Here is a 13,957-nt window from a genome sequence, read left to right as displayed (position 1 = left end):
AGAGCGCTGCTTTTGGCATGTGCCAAAAACATCAAACAATAGAAATTGTATTTTAATTGACGAGCAGACTTGAGTTTCTGTTCTAAATATTGAAGTTATCAGGCGTGAGTGGCTGGGGGATCACAAACATTTCCATCCTCTCCCGGGATAAAACCCAATGTTGTGACACAAGATCTACAAACGCTTCCTGATCTCTTTCTTTTATTGCAGCAATAAATCCGTCATGATGGGCGACCGCTTTATCCATTCTGGCTTTCATATCACCACTATTCTGGTTATAGAAAATACTGCCAATACGACTATGATCTATAAGAAGTCGTCTCAGACTTGCCTGCAAATAAACATTTCCCGACATTTCTCCGATAATTTCATGAAACCGGTTATTGCTGACTGTCATGGCAACAGCATTACCTTCTTCATTCGCTTTTCGGAAATCCTCCTGCACTCTTTCAAGCTCGACAAGTTGTTTCTGTTTATAATTATTGACCGCCAGACGGCCGATTGCCGCATAAATCATAGGGGCGACAAGAAAAAAATTTCTCATTGTCGAATGATTCATTGAAGCAACACGTGCACCTTTATTTTCTTGCAAAACAACATAGCCTTCGCCAGCCAAACGTTGTAACACCTCCCTTACGGGCGTTCTCGAAAGACCGTAGGACTTGCTTAACTGCAATTCATCCAAATACTCATCCGGATCAAGCTCCATAATCAGTATCTGACGCTTAAGGTCTTCGTAGAGAACGCTTTTTCCGTTCCTCATGTTGCTTCTCCTGAAATAACTATAAGAGAAGCGATACCAAATACCGTTTCAATTTACGACATTTTTTTACAAGGTCAATAATAATTGTATATTTTTATTATTTATTATGTATTATAAAAAAATGAGGATGGAGGAGGCGCTTTATAGCTATGCTTGAAGCGTAAAGGATAAATGCGCGCTCTTTGCAAGTTTTACTTATGTTTTGTGAAAGGTGCGCAATGGTTTCGCCTGTTTCATATGTTTTAAAAACAGCAGCTAGCGATGTTTTGAAGTGTTTCCGTTCGTTCTTCACAATCATTCCGTTTTTCTTTGAAAAACCGGTTAAAGCATCTGTCAAAGCAATAAGCCGCAAGTTTGCAGCGTTTTTATCGGCCAGTGTTTTTATTCGTTTCACAGAGCGATCAGTTCCTGGTGTTCATAGAACATTGAAGGCTTATCGCATCTCTATTCGGCAGCGGTTCAGCCATTACACCGGTTTTGTTATTGCTTTTCGATATTTCGGATCGGCGAGAAATGGAAAGCACAACAGTATCAATGTTTCCGGTTCAGCCCGTCATTCAAAACAATCCGTTTCAACATTTGGAGCTAACCGTTCTGTCATTGAATATCAGGTCCAGCGACGGGTTGTGACGTTGGTTATGACTATTATTGGCGCATTAATGACCGCAAAAATTTTATTTTGCGTCCGACATTCAAGCAAGAAGCGATCGGGATAATCCTTCGGCAGCATCACAGGAGATGATGCCGGTCGGATGACTTTCATAGAATGGGATTATAAAGTGGGAGGTATTTTATGAGCACTATAGTGCAATCTGTCGAAGATATAAAACTGAATAATTTTCATCGTCTTTTAAGTGTTCGCTCCGGTGGTGGCTCATTCGTCGACGGTTATGTCCTGTCCATCATCGGGGTTGGAATGTTACAGATAACTTCGGCATTACACCTGACAAATTTCTGGCAAGGCATGATTGCTGCTTCAGCGTTAATCGGCATTTTTTTTGGAGGTTTTGTCGGTGGGTGGATAACCGGAAAATTCGGTCGGCAAAAACCTTATTTCATCGGGCCGACTTTATTCATCATTTGTTCGATCGGGCCGTTCTGGGTTCAATCAGGCTATGCCTTATTCATTTACCGGTTTTTCATCGGAGTAGCCGTCGGCATTGAATATCCGGTGGCGACAGCTTTGCTCGTCGAATTTTTACCCAAAAAAGCCCGTGGCCCATTACTCGCGATGCTCACGATCATGTGGTTTGCCGGTGCTGCGGTTGCTTATCTCGTCGGCGATATAATCTTGCGCGCCGGAGGCGACGACGCTTGGCGTTATATTCTGGCAAGTACCGCAATTATCGGACTGTTATTATTTCTGGTTCGCCTCGGCACCCCTGAATCTCCCCGTTGGCTGATTGCTCAGGGTAAAATTGACGAAGCTGAAAAAGTCATCAAAAAAGTCTATGGCGAAGAATATTCACTCGATCATTTGCCTGAACAACCGGCCGAGCAAAAAGTCTCGTTCCTTGATTTGCTTCATTCAGGCTACGGAAAACGAATGTTTTTTGTTTCCACATTCTGGACATGTTCTGTCATTCCGGTTTTTGCCGTTTATGCCTTTGCTCCCAAAGTTTTGCTTGCTTTGAATTTGCGGGGGGAATGGGCGTCCTTCGGATCTATCGCGATTACATTTCTATTTGTAGTGGGATGTATTATTGCAACCCAGCTCATCAATGTCATGGGGCGCCGCCCGATGTTGATATATAGCTTTCTGTTATCAGGCATTGCACTGTTTTTATTGGGTATGTTCTATAACAGTTCGGAAATCGTTATCCTCATTCTTTTCGGTGCCTATGCAGTATTCATCGGAGGCGCACAGGTTCTTCAACTGGTTTACCCGAACGAGATTTTCCCGACAGAAATTCGCGCGACTGCCGTGGGTATCGGCACATCGTTGTCACGTATAGGTGCAGCAATTGGCACATATCTTGTCCCATTATCGCTTGATAAATTCGGAATTTCAGACACGATGTATGCTGCTGCGGCTGTTACTTTTTTTGGCCTGATCGTCTCGTATTTCTTGGCGACAGAAACAAAGCACCTCAATTTGAACGAAGCCGGCGTTCTTGATTGAGTTCACTAATTACATTAAAGGAAAGTATGTTGATAAATAGAACATACTTTCCTTTTTTAAAAAGTCCTGAACCACTATTTTTTTCAAAAACAACAATCCGATTTTGCCTTAGGCAAACGCTGCGAAATTTGGCAATTCAAGATAAAAAACATATGTTGCGCATCTGGCACTTCATTACACAATTTTGCATCATTACCATCTAATTGGAACGGCATATGGTTTCCCGAAGAATAGCAGAAGTCCTATTGAACAGCTTTGATGACCCCTTCTATTTTCTAAATTAAAGCTGCATCAAGCGATTGCCGTAAAACGTCGGCAATATCGGATTTTTCCGGTTTATATAAAAGCAGATATTCAATATCCGGAAGACTTGGGAGATTATATAAATGTGTATAATCTTTAAGGCTGTCATCCATTGAATTTTTGTTGAGACAGCCGATACCCAAGCCTGCTTTGACCGCCAATTGTAAACTGGCAACATTCGAGGCCGTATGTGTTAATCCATAAGAAACCGAACTATCGGAGAGAAGTTGGAGGGCTGCCTTTTGTATCATACAGCCTCTTTTCATACCGATCAGCGGCAATACTCCATCGGTTGAAAACCTCTTCTTTGCAGCACCTGCCCAATATAACGGATCCCGTTTTATAACGACTCTATCCGGATAGGCAGGTAAGGGTGTTCCGATAAGATGCGTGAGGATTATTATATCGAAACCACCTAGTTCATTGTCGTGGACAAGCGTATTTGACCCGCTTTTAAATGTAAGGCTCAATTCGATGTTCGGACGATCTGCTGTCAACATTTCCAAAGCCTGTGCAACTTTTTCAGGCGTGAGGTAATCTGTAATCGAAATCGAGATATTTTCGTTTCCGGCGACATTATGCATATCGGCAAGCGCCAAACGGTTAAGTTTCAAAATGGCGAGAGCATGTTTTTGCAACTTCTCGCCATCAATTGTCGGACGTGTTCCTTTTTTCCCTCTTTCCAGCAGTTGACAGCCACAAACAAGTTCAAGTTTTTGCATTTGTTCTGTCAAGGCCGACTGGGAACGGTAAAGACGTTCGGATGCTTTCAGAAAGCTTCCGGTTTCCAAAATCGTTATAAAAGTCGTTAGCAGATCGGGATCCAGATTTTGCATCGGCTTGCCTTTCCATAATTCGGAAAAACCGAATCATTTTATAAAAAAATCCTGTTATATTTATAGATAATTCAATGCTACGCATTTCACAACTGAAAAAAGCGGAGCTGAATAATGAGTGAAAAAGCTTTCATAAACGACGGGGTCCATTCAAACGGTCACAAATGGAAAGTGCTGTTTACATGTGCTTTGGCGAATACCTGTTTTACATTTGTAATTGGTGGTGTTCCGGCCACAGCGCTCCTTTTACGGGATGATTATCAGATCTCGACACCAGTATTGGGCATGCTTATGGGAATTGTCGGAATAGGCATAGCTTTTGGTGAAGTTCCTTGGGGAATGCTGACCGACCGGCTTGGCGACCGCCCTATTCTTATAACCGGTTTGACGACAACCGCATTTGTTCTCGCTGTAACCGCTATTTTAATAAATGCTGTTCCGATTGTTTATGCACCGGTAACATTATTCATCGGGCTACTCATTATCGGCCTTTCCGGAGGCAGCCTGAATGGCTCGAGTGGACGCGCGATCATGCAATGGTTCGAGAAAGAGGAACGTGGGTTTGCCATGGGTGTCAGACAGACGGCTGTTCCACTCGGCTATGCCTTGGGAGCGGTGTTTTTCCCATTGATTTCCTATAAATCGAGTTTTGTCTGGTCACTTTATATCTCGGCCTTGTTTTGCATTCTCTTTGCATTTTTAACTTATCTTTGGGTTGTTGATATTGACCAGGAAAAGCGTACCGAGACAACAAAACCATCCGAGAAAGAAACAGCTACCCATGTTTTCAAACAGTTGGCCATATGGCGTATTGTCGTGGCAATCGGCCTTTTGTGCGCACCGCAATTTGCTTTGATGACTTTTACAATGCTTTTCTTACATGACTTTGCCCATATCAATATCGAATATATCAGCGCAATACTATTCTTTATCCAGATAAGTGCCGGTTTCACACGTATTTCCGGCGGCTATTATACCGATAAGAAAAACAATCGCGTAGGCTTTCTAAAAACGGTAACAATATTAAGCGCTATCGCGTTTTTTATCCTTACGCTTCTTACCTTTTTCTATGGCGAAATTCCATCGACACATCTCACGTGGGCACTCATCACCGCTGTTCTCGTTGCCGGCGTCTTTATATTATCATGGCAAGGTGTCGGCATGACCGAATTGGCTACAATGGCAGGCCCGAAAAGCGTTGCAACCGCTATGGCAATGGCAAATACCGCAACCTTCTTTATATTGTTCGCGACCCCGACAATTATTCCGTGGATACTACACGCAACATCCTGGGCAGGTGTTTGGGGGGCTATGACACTAGTCTGTATCGGCGTGTTTTTCCTGTTCTAATTGAAACTTGCAGAGGTACTTCTCTTGTCCATAATGGTTGAAGAATTGAATTTATCCTTTTCTTCAACCTCTTTCTTGCCCACCCCCAAGCACAGTCTTATTTCTAATAATGGATATTATTAAATATGCCTTGATATTGTATTAATTTATTTTTCTTTTTATAAAGAAAAATTATGTTTTATTTAATTTTAAAATATTTTTATTATTTAAGTCAAATATTAATAGAGTTAATTTCTATTTATATTACCAATTAGAACATAGTTATCCTGTTTTTATAAAAAAATTCTTACTAAGCAATAATAGTCGATTTTATAGCCTTTTGTAATGCTCTGAATGCGGGTTTCGAAAGAGCTTTTGAATCTGTAACAAGATGATCGATTTTCTCGATTCCACAAAACTTCGTTTGTGGGTTTGCACCTATTTTTGTGTAATCGGCAATGATGATGGTTTGCTTGGCATTCTGCGACATTGCTCTGGCGATATCAGCAGCATCGGAATAATAATCGCTTGCTCCACGAACTACATCAATACTCCATGGTGTCAAAATAGCTAAATCAGCCATATAGCGATAGATTTCAATAATTGTAGACGAGCCAAAGGTTTCCATCGGGTCCTGTTTGAATTCACCGGTTAATAAAATAACCTTGAAGCGTGGTGATGGTTTTCCTGTTGGATCACTCAATTTGCGGGCAACGTCTACAGCATTTGTTATAATAGTTAAATCCCTCAGACCATTGGCACCTGCAATTGCTTCTGCCATAACGACGCATGTCGAACCCGCGTCAATAAATATCGTTTGTCCACTTTTTATAAGTTTAAGTGCTGTTGCAGCTATAGCGCGTTTTTCCTGTAAGCGTTGTGTATGGCGTATGCGAAAACTTGAATTTTTTACTTCAACAGCAATAGCACCACCGCGAACCCTGCGTAATTCACCTGACTTTTCCATTTCCAGCAAATCACGCCGGATGGTTTCACGGGATACATCAAAATCTTCGGCGATTTTATCAATAGACACTTGTCCAAAGGCAGATAAGTAATGCCGAATTTTTTGTTGCCGTTCTTCCTGCCACATTAACGATTACTCCTTGAATTTTATATGCTTTTGTCCTTCAACAAATTGCGAGGCACGCTTTCCCCAATATGGCTTCTAAGAATTTTTTTATGAATGTCTCTCGCTTTTTTCCCAAAAATACGTGAATTAAAATCATATGCAACCGGCTTATTTTAAAAATTTATAAAAATGGCAATTCCACAAATTGACATAAAAAACATATAATGCCATATTTTGTTATTCTTGTAAGAACAAAAAACTACTTTATGCATAAAAAACGATAAGCCAAAAATTTCAAAAATGAGGTGAAAAATGGGGGGAATAATGACTGTTGGTGATGACCTTATAAATTTTGCCGTCGAGATGGCAGATGTCGCGCGGAAGCATATTACTGATAGAAATCGTAACAATATTGCAATCAGTCTGAAGCCGGACCGCTCATATGTTACCGAGATGGATGTCTCGATTGAAAAGCTATTGCGATCAATGATTCGAACTAAATACCCGGAACATGGCATTATCGGCGAGGAGCTGGACTGGGTGGAGCCGGACGCAGATTATGTTTGGGTTCTTGATCCGATTGACGGGACGGCGTCCTATATCGCAGGCATGCCCGTATATGGGACGTTAATTGCTTTGGCTTTTAAAGGGGTGCCAGTTTTAGGAATTATTGATATTCCACCTGTTGATGCGCGTTGGATCGGGGTAAGCGGTCGACAAACGACCAAAAATGGCGTGGCTTGTTCCGTAGGCAAATGCGACAGTCTTGCCAGCGCGATAATGTCAACCAGTAATCCCGATTTTTATGAGCCTGCCGAATTGCCAGCTCTTGATTGTTTAAGGTCACGAACGAGTTGGCGGATTTACGGCGGCGCCTCTCTTGCTTATGGTTTGTTGGCTCAAGGCGGCACGGATATCGCCCTTGATACCGGTTTAAAAATCTATGATTTCGCTCCATTTCGCCCCATTATCGAAGGAGCTGATGGGGTTATTAGCGACTGGGACGGACAGGCTATCACCTTAAAAACCGGTAAACGTATTTTAGCAGCGGGTAATGTCGATCAACACAGAGAAATCCTTCAGCTTATTAAAGAGCTCAATATTCCCAAATAAAACAATTAAAATATCAATGAGGAGAAAAAATTATGGGAATTGATATTAAAAATTTAAGTGTTCGTTATGGCGACGTGAATGTTATTAGCGATCTTGACCTGAAAATCCCTGAAGGGTGCTTTTTTACATTGTTAGGGCCATCCGGCTGCGGAAAAACTACACTTTTAAGAACGATCGCCGGCTTTGTACATGCCTCGAAAGGCAACATATATTTCCAATCGAAAGACGTAACCAAGCTTCCTCCCCATAAACGTAATATAGGCATGGTCTTCCAGGATTATGCGCTCTTTCCGGACAAGACAGTGGCACAAAATGTCGCCTATGGGCTTCTTGCACGAGGCATACGTGGTGAGGAAGTTACCAAGCGGGTAAAGCGCGAGCTCGAGCATATGGGGCTTGATCAATTTATGGATCGATATCCTGCTGCCCTTTCAGGGGGGCAAAGACAGCGCGTTGCCTTGGCGCGTGCGATGGTTATCAAGCCACAAGTATTGCTCATGGATGAGCCTTTATCAAATCTTGACGCAAAATTGCGTATACAAATTCGTGAAACAATTTCAGATCTCCAGAGAGAAGCCAACATTACGACTGTATTTGTGACACATGACCAGGAAGAAGCTTTGTCCATGTCCGATCAGATCGGCGTTATCAATCATGGTGCAGTAGAGCAACTTGGCACACCGCAAGATATTTATAGCAAACCACGTACCTCCTATGTTGCAGACTTTATTGGTGCTGCCAACAGGGTGGATGCAACGATCCAAAATATATATGAGGACGGATTTGCCCAAATAAACGTGCATAATTTAACAATCCGTGCTCGTAGCACCCTTGAAGCTAACCAGCAAAAGGGCATTCTTATCATGCGGCCGGAAGATTTGAAGCTGGTAACCAATAAAGACGATAATAACCAATGCTTTCCTGTAAAAATTGTAAAAAAGCAATATCTGGGTGCAAAAACGCATTATCGTGTTGCTCTATCCGACAATTTCATTGTCAATGTTGAATCCTCTGGCGATAACCATGATCGTTTCCCCATTGGCCAAGATATTGCGCTTGCTATTGATCCACGTAAAACTGTGTTGGTGGCATCATGAGACAAATAGATTTTCGTAGTCCTTGGCCATGGTTAAGTCTAGCCGCACTGGTCGTTTTAATAACTTTTATACTTTATCCGCTGCTTAATATTTTAACCGCGAGCTTTGGCAGTGGCGGTCAAAATGGCTGGGTCCAATTATTACATAATGATAAAGGGCTCGCAGCTATTGGCAATACATTAATTCTCGCAACAATCGTTACTTTCACAAGTTGTCTTATTGGTGTCCCGCTTGCTTATGTAACCGCCCGTTACAGTTTTCGTGGGAAGGCCATTTTAGCCCTTTTACCGCTCATCACATTAGTCATTCCCGAGGTAATAACAGCACAGACCTGGTTAATGATACTCGGCAATAATGGTATTATAACCCGTTTATTAAGAGATATCGGTATTATACTACCCAGTTTTTATGGCTGGTTCGGACTTATTACCGTTTTGACATTTATTTACTATACTTATGTCTATATCGGAACGGTTGCATCTATAAGTCACTTTGATGTGCAACTTGAAGAAGCTGCACAAAGTCTCGGAACTTCGCCAGTTAAATCACGGTTCAAAGTGATGCTGCCGGTGATTATGCCGGCAATTCTTGCTAGTGCCTTACTCGTATTCACTATGGTTGTCGGCAATTTTGCTGTCTCAACGATCTTATCCAATAAATTACCTTTATTATCGGTTGCGACATATCAGGCGGCCGTCTCCGAAGGCGGAAGCAATCCCGTAATGCAAAGTACTTTTGCATCGGTTTCGGTTGTTATGATTATGATCGTACTTTTTGCGAACCGCTGGATAGTAGCGCATGGACGTTACCAAATTACCCAGGGACGTGGCGCTACCCCAAGAAGGATGAAAGGGCGAGCCGGTATCATTATAGGACTTGTTGCCAGTCTCATTGTTATTCTTTCACTCTTGCCGCTTATCGTTGTTTGCGGCGGTGCCTTTACTGTTTCACGTGGTCCGGTTTTACGCTGGGGAGAATGGACATTCGCAAATATTGAGCGGGTCTTCGTAACTGCGCCACAACCGCTCATAAATTCAATATGTTATGCTGGTATGGCTACGCTTATCGGTATCTCGTTCAGTGCAATTGTAAGTTACCTCATTGTCAAGAAGAGAAATTTTATTACACCATGGCTTGATTATATTTCCTCTGTCCCTTTGGCTTTATCCGGAACAGTGCTTGGTATTGGACTTGTCGTTTCATTTAATAGCGGATGGTTACCTCTCACGGGAACTGCGGCAATTATGGTGCTGGCACTTTTAGTCCGCCGTCTTCCTTTCGGTATGCGTAACTCGCAAGCAACCCTACATAATATTTCGAATTCTATGGAGGAAGCATCCATTAGCCTAGGTGCTCCGCCCTTTAAGACGTTTTATAAGGTTGTATTACCAATGATGGCACCGGCAATTGCATCCGCAGCCATTTTAACCTGGACAACAAGCATTGCTGAATTAAGTGCCTCTATCCTTGTTTATTCGGCAGGGCAAGAGACACTTACCATTCAGGTATTTCGACTTATTGGTAGTAATTTAATGGCTTATGCGTCTGCCTATGGCCTTGTTCTCATTGCTATTATTTTAATTCCCATTGTTATCGCTACAAAAATTTTCAAAGTTAATATTTTTGCAGCGAAATAACTAAGGGCTTCGATAAAAGCTATAATATAAATTTAACAAACAACTCTGGAGGGGAAAAATGAAAAAATTAAAGATAGTTTTAACCGCAATTTTCTTCGGTCTATTTGTAAGTTCATTGGCAATGGCCCAAGAAAAACGTGTAACAATCTATAGCTCTAATCCCGAGCAATCTATCGAATTTGTTTCAAAGACGATAGAAAAGGAAATGCCTAATATAAAAGTTAATTCTATCACAGGTGGTAGTGGAGTATTAATGCGCCGCATTCAAGCGGAAGAAAAAAATGTTCAGGCAGACATTTTTTGGAGTGCCAGTTATAATACTGTCGGTGCTTTTGAAAACTCTTTTCAAGCGTATAAATCACCAGTCCTTGATGTGATATCTGATAATATCCGTTATCCCGGCGATGTCTTTATTCCTGCGAATGTGCATGTTGTTGTAATAATTGTAAATGAAGATCAACTTGGCAATATGCCTGCCCCTAAAAATTGGAAGGATTTACTTGATCCTTCATGGAAAGGCAAAATCGTCGTTGCTGACCCTGCAAATAGCTCCACCGGTTATACGATTTTATGGGGATTATCGAAAATGCTAACTCCGGATGAGTTCAAGCAATTAGCCGATAATGTTGTTATTAGTGCTTCTTCTTCTGCGGTACAAAATGGCGTTGCCATGGGCGAATATGCTATCGGATTGGCTTTTGAAGCAAATGCTTATCCTTATGTCGATGGCGGTCAAAAAGAAATAAAACTTATTTATCCTGAAGACGGTACTTTTATAACACCTGAATATGCAGGCTTGATAAAAGGAGCGCCGGGCGCGGAGAACGCAAAACGTGCAATGGATGCACTTTTATCGCAGCAATCACAAATCGGGCTTTTGCAAAATTCTTTCCGCCGTCCGAGCCGGAATGATATTGAAGTTTCAAAATATGTTGGTTTGCCCGAATTGAAAGACATTAAAGTCTTTGCAACAAACGAAAAAGATGCTGCCAATAATCGCGCCGATTTCTTGAAACAATGGTCTGATCTCGTTGCAAAAAATAAACATGAAAAAAACGCACAGTAAAAAGTTAATACTATTTACCGTGCCGAATAAAGCGGAGGTGTGACAAATCGCGACAATGATCATGCCATCATCCTTCGTAAATGCTGTATTCGCTCAATTGCTTTATTGCCTGCATTATCAGGCTCGCCAGACATAATGCTTTCAATCAGCTCGATATGAGCTGTTGCAGATCTGGGTATTGCGTCTTCTACACGATGTTAGCGATACCAAAACCGTTTTGAGTAAGGCTGTAAGGGGCTATACCCCTTACAGCCAAAATATTTCCCGCAGATCGTCCGTAATGTTCATCGCAAATTTTATCAGCATCACAAAAAAGGCCAGTATCATCAACTAATCTTCTTAATTGGATGGTCGCTAAATTCATCCATTCAAAGTCAGCCGCTCCAGCGTAACGTGGCAGCATTACATGCAAATAAAGCTTCAAGCCAGTCTCGTGCACCAAATGACGCGGGCAAAATCTTGAAGTTCCAACGCCGTTACCATAGCACCAGAACGGGGACGTATTTCAAAAAATCCTTCTCATACCAAACTGTAAATAGCTCCACGCATGGGAGTGCACCCTATCCACGTTTCTTCGGCATAGCAGTAGAAACCAGCGACCTTGATTGGCATTATTAAATCAAAAAAGTGGTACTCATTCTTCCGAAACAGTTCTTTTCAATATCCATGAGCAAAATGATTAGGCGAGACAAAACCTGAAGATTATTGCTGTTCTAGTGCACACTTTATCCAATGGATATCAGGAGGATTCAAAAACATATGCACAAATTGGTGAACACGAGTTGATAGGGACGGTAAAAAACAGACAAAATAAATTAATTTGTTGCCTGACAAACTGTCTGACAACAAAATATAACTTTTTCATTCTTTTTAAAAATTTTACCGGGTCATGCTTCTAACATAGGCGTCACGATAATATACGGATTGCTCTGCCGCCAGATCGCCCCTCTGATAAAACCAATAGACCCAAGAAGACAACAATTGTTCTTGGCTCATGGCCGCAACAGGCTGCTTAGATGCATGGGCAAGGCGGGGCGAGGACATCAGTAGTCCAAGCGCCAGACCGCCCAAAATGGTGCTGCGTCTTGTCATATTCATTTGATCCATTTGCCCTGCCATCCTTCCGGCCGCCAATCGGGGGCATCAAGCCATAACTGCAACGGTATCGGCTTATCGTTATCTCGTGGTTCACGGCAATGCGCCGCGCATCGCTGAGATCGGATAATTCCTTATAGACTTCACTATCGACTGAAAGTGAAGCACGGAACTCCATCAGATAGGTTCGGGGGCATCCTTGCCGACGTCAGGGCTTAGCGGTATGGTCAAGCCGACATTGGAATAGGAATCATATGTCGCGACCTGTAATGAATATTTAAACAATTTGCCTCTATCGGGCAATTGCCATTTGCCGTAAGTATCCAGTTTGTATAGCCGGTTTTCGCCAAAGCTCTGCTCGGTCATGCCGGTGTTGCCGTGATAAAAAACATAGCCGGCATCTCGAAATGACTGGTCGATGGATTCCGCTATGGCTTTTATCTCGTCGAAAGACAAGGGCTTGACTGGCAATGTCTAACCTATATTGTGAATACGCTCTGCCAATATATTAAAAAAGCACAGGCGGCCCGCCAGGATATGAACGGCATTGAGATCAAGAAGATCAATGGCGTAGCCCAAAGGGTCTGTCTTCTTATTGATGTCAGCGGAATAAGCCATTGGTACCGGATTGTCATCAAGCACCGGTTCGCCAGCCGCAAAAACCATCGACCAGCGCATATTCAGCCAATCCGCCGGATCAATGTGGTTGACCTTCAGGAAATCTTTCCCTGTTTACAACAATGCCGTTTTGAATGTGACGATTTCCTGCACCATGACTCTGCCTTATTCCCTCTCATTGAGATCACCGTTCGATAAGGAATTTAATTGCCAGAATTACTGTATATGGTCTTCGGCGGAAATTAAGTTTCCAGGATTATGGGCCGTATTGAACGGTATGCTCCCGCCAGCGTTGCAGAGCGTCGATATTAAGAATGCGCCTGTTTATACATCTGATCGACAAACCGCGACTGTTACGTTCTTGATAAACTATTCTGCATTGCCCGGTGAGGTCGAAAATATCTATCGAAACTTCGCGACACTTGACAGCTTGGCTTCAAGAACACTTCTACGACCAGCTATGGAGCAAATAGCTTCGGTTTTGGTACTTTTACGGCCGACACAGCCATACGTGAACGTACTCGATTGAACACCGAACTTACAAAAGCCATCTCTAGCATTGGTGATGGTTTCATTAAGATCGAAGCTGTTCAGATTGAAAACATCACTTTCTCGAAGGCTGTAGAAGAGGCCGCCGAACAACGTGCACAGGCAGAAATGGCCGTTCAGACGAAAAAACAAGAACTCGAACGCACAAAGGCTGAAGCCGAAATCACAATAACGCGCGCTCAAGCGAGAGCCGATAGTCAATTAGCGGCAGCAAAAAAGCAAAGCCGAGTCAATTGGCATCGAGGGGCAAGCCTCTGCAGAGGCTATTAAGGAAGAGTGAAGCTCTTCATAACAATCCTGACTTGATTGACCTTACAAAGGCTGAACGTTGGAATGGTGCTTTGCCTAACACAATGA

Annotated in this window: 13 protein-coding genes and 1 pseudogene; 7 read left to right on the top strand and 7 right to left on the bottom strand. The window is 42.5% G+C overall.

What is annotated here, in order from left to right:
- Positions 1-82: 82 nt before the first annotated feature.
- Positions 83-763 (bottom strand): GntR family transcriptional regulator, encoded by a 681-nt coding sequence (locus tag H3S83_RS03435; protein WP_198238923.1) that lies wholly within the window; start codon positions 761-763, stop codon positions 83-85.
- 793 nt (positions 764-1,556) lie between these two features.
- Here H3S83_RS03435 and H3S83_RS03430 point away from each other — a divergent pair.
- Entirely contained in the window at positions 1,557-2,885 is a 1,329-nt protein-coding gene (locus H3S83_RS03430) for an MFS transporter (protein ID WP_198238922.1), read from the top strand.
- Between the two features lie 275 nt (positions 2,886-3,160).
- Here the strand turns inward: H3S83_RS03430 and H3S83_RS03425 are convergent, their stop codons facing one another.
- On the bottom strand, positions 3,161-4,024 hold the full coding sequence (locus tag H3S83_RS03425; RefSeq protein WP_198238921.1) for a LysR family transcriptional regulator: 864 nt from the start codon (positions 4,022-4,024) through the stop codon (positions 3,161-3,163).
- A 114-nt stretch (positions 4,025-4,138) separates the two neighbouring features.
- Between H3S83_RS03425 and H3S83_RS03420 the strand changes: the two genes are divergently transcribed.
- The gene (locus H3S83_RS03420; protein ID WP_198238920.1) at positions 4,139-5,374 is read left to right on the top strand and encodes an MFS transporter; all 1,236 of its coding nucleotides are present in this window, start codon (positions 4,139-4,141) and stop codon (positions 5,372-5,374) included.
- A 289-nt stretch (positions 5,375-5,663) separates the two neighbouring features.
- On the opposite strand, the gene H3S83_RS03415 is transcribed toward H3S83_RS03420, so the two are convergent.
- Entirely contained in the window at positions 5,664-6,446 is a 783-nt protein-coding gene (locus H3S83_RS03415; RefSeq protein ID WP_198238919.1) for a DeoR/GlpR family DNA-binding transcription regulator, read from the bottom strand.
- A 303-nt stretch (positions 6,447-6,749) separates the two neighbouring features.
- Here H3S83_RS03415 and H3S83_RS03410 point away from each other — a divergent pair, with 303 nt between their 5' ends.
- The 4 genes from H3S83_RS03410 to H3S83_RS03395 are packed head-to-tail and all read left to right on the top strand — an operon-like array spanning position 6,750 to position 11,338.
- Complete coding sequence (locus H3S83_RS03410; RefSeq protein WP_198238918.1) at positions 6,750-7,538, top strand: inositol monophosphatase family protein; 789 nt, start codon at positions 6,750-6,752, stop codon at positions 7,536-7,538.
- A gap of 32 nt (positions 7,539-7,570) precedes the next feature.
- Complete coding sequence (locus tag H3S83_RS03405) at positions 7,571-8,635, top strand: ABC transporter ATP-binding protein (RefSeq protein WP_078039049.1); 1,065 nt, start codon at positions 7,571-7,573, stop codon at positions 8,633-8,635.
- Entirely contained in the window at positions 8,632-10,272 is a 1,641-nt protein-coding gene (locus H3S83_RS03400) for an iron ABC transporter permease (RefSeq protein ID WP_198225276.1), read from the top strand. The genes H3S83_RS03405 and H3S83_RS03400 overlap by 4 nt, the downstream gene beginning before the upstream one ends.
- Positions 10,273-10,330: 58 nt before the next feature.
- Complete coding sequence (locus H3S83_RS03395; protein WP_198238917.1) at positions 10,331-11,338, top strand: extracellular solute-binding protein; 1,008 nt, start codon at positions 10,331-10,333, stop codon at positions 11,336-11,338.
- 187 nt (positions 11,339-11,525) lie between these two features.
- Here H3S83_RS03395 and H3S83_RS03390 read toward each other — a convergent pair whose 3' ends face one another.
- From H3S83_RS03390 to H3S83_RS03375, 4 genes are all read right to left on the bottom strand, one after another.
- Positions 11,526-11,762 (bottom strand): hypothetical protein, encoded by a 237-nt coding sequence (locus H3S83_RS03390; RefSeq protein ID WP_198238916.1) that lies wholly within the window; start codon positions 11,760-11,762, stop codon positions 11,526-11,528.
- 455 nt (positions 11,763-12,217) lie between these two features.
- On the bottom strand, positions 12,218-12,445 hold the full coding sequence (locus H3S83_RS03385) for a hypothetical protein (RefSeq protein WP_198238915.1): 228 nt from the start codon (positions 12,443-12,445) through the stop codon (positions 12,218-12,220).
- 165 nt (positions 12,446-12,610) lie between these two features.
- A complete protein-coding gene (locus tag H3S83_RS03380; protein ID WP_149867399.1) occupies positions 12,611-12,904 on the bottom strand; it encodes a hypothetical protein in 294 nt (97 codons plus the stop codon).
- Between the two features lie 3 nt (positions 12,905-12,907).
- Positions 12,908-13,111, bottom strand: coding sequence for a hypothetical protein (locus H3S83_RS03375; RefSeq protein ID WP_198238914.1), 204 nt, complete (start codon positions 13,109-13,111; stop codon positions 12,908-12,910).
- A gap of 435 nt (positions 13,112-13,546) precedes the next feature.
- On the opposite strand from H3S83_RS03375, the pseudogene H3S83_RS03370 reads away from it, so the two are divergent.
- A pseudogene (locus tag H3S83_RS03370) lies at positions 13,547-13,870 on the top strand (hypothetical protein); the annotation flags it as partial.
- Positions 13,871-13,957 lie beyond the last annotated feature (87 nt).

Origin of the sequence: Bartonella sp. W8122 (genome assembly GCF_016102485.1) — a bacterium.
Classification (GTDB): domain Bacteria; phylum Pseudomonadota; class Alphaproteobacteria; order Rhizobiales; family Rhizobiaceae; genus Bartonella; species Bartonella apihabitans.
The sequence above is the reverse complement of the archived record's forward strand: the minus strand, read 5'-3'. Positions and strand labels throughout refer to the sequence as shown.

Bases quoted from the DNA above. Each gene is read 5' to 3' on its own strand.
- H3S83_RS03415 (WP_198238919.1), bottom strand. From the start codon at position 6,446: ATGTGGCAGGAAGAACGGCAACAAAAAATTCGGCATTACTTATCTGCC.
- H3S83_RS03405 (WP_078039049.1), top strand. From the start codon at position 7,571: ATGGGAATTGATATTAAAAATTTAAGTGTTCGTTATGGCGACGTGAAT.
- H3S83_RS03385 (WP_198238915.1), bottom strand. From the start codon at position 12,445: ATGGATCAAATGAATATGACAAGACGCAGCACCATTTTGGGCGGTCTG.
- H3S83_RS03400 (WP_198225276.1), top strand. From the start codon at position 8,632: ATGAGACAAATAGATTTTCGTAGTCCTTGGCCATGGTTAAGTCTAGCC.
- H3S83_RS03420 (WP_198238920.1), top strand. From the start codon at position 4,139: ATGAGTGAAAAAGCTTTCATAAACGACGGGGTCCATTCAAACGGTCAC.
- H3S83_RS03395 (WP_198238917.1), top strand. From the start codon at position 10,331: ATGAAAAAATTAAAGATAGTTTTAACCGCAATTTTCTTCGGTCTATTT.
- H3S83_RS03430 (WP_198238922.1), top strand. From the start codon at position 1,557: ATGAGCACTATAGTGCAATCTGTCGAAGATATAAAACTGAATAATTTT.
- H3S83_RS03375 (WP_198238914.1), bottom strand. From the start codon at position 13,111: ATGCGCTGGTCGATGGTTTTTGCGGCTGGCGAACCGGTGCTTGATGAC.
- H3S83_RS03410 (WP_198238918.1), top strand. From the start codon at position 6,750: ATGACTGTTGGTGATGACCTTATAAATTTTGCCGTCGAGATGGCAGAT.
- H3S83_RS03435 (WP_198238923.1), bottom strand. From the start codon at position 763: ATGAGGAACGGAAAAAGCGTTCTCTACGAAGACCTTAAGCGTCAGATA.
- H3S83_RS03425 (WP_198238921.1), bottom strand. From the start codon at position 4,024: ATGCAAAATCTGGATCCCGATCTGCTAACGACTTTTATAACGATTTTG.